The 278-nt window shown below is 56.5% G+C and carries 1 protein-coding gene; it reads right to left on the bottom strand.

Translation table 11 applies throughout. The annotated features are described in order from the left end of the window. Positions 1–278 (bottom strand): translation initiation factor IF-2 N-terminal domain-containing protein (locus B2R17_RS09315; protein ID WP_286763779.1); only part of this gene is annotated, 278 nt, incomplete at both ends.

Below are 278 nucleotides of genomic sequence, written 5' to 3'. Positions count from 1 at the left end.
CCGCCGGCTTCGCCCTTGACGACGTTAATGCCGACCAAGTGATCCAGCAGGCTGGTTTTTCCGTGGTCAACGTGGCCGAGGAAAGTAACAACCGGAGGACGTGCAACCAACGTATCCGGGTCGTCAGCCGTTTCTTCGATTTCAGTGATCAGCTCTTGTTCGAGCGACTCTGCGGCCTTCAGCTCGATGTCGAGATCGTGTTCGGTCGCGAGCAACTCGGCGGTTTCGAAATCGATGTCGGCATTGATGTTGACCATCATGCCCATGCCCATCAGGGT

The sequence above is a fragment of the Rhodopirellula sp. UBA1907 genome (assembly GCF_002337565.1).
Classification (GTDB): Bacteria; Planctomycetota; Planctomycetia; order Pirellulales; family Pirellulaceae; genus Rhodopirellula; species Rhodopirellula europaea.
Note: the sequence above shows the minus strand (reverse complement) of the source record. Positions and strands in the feature narration are given on the sequence as shown.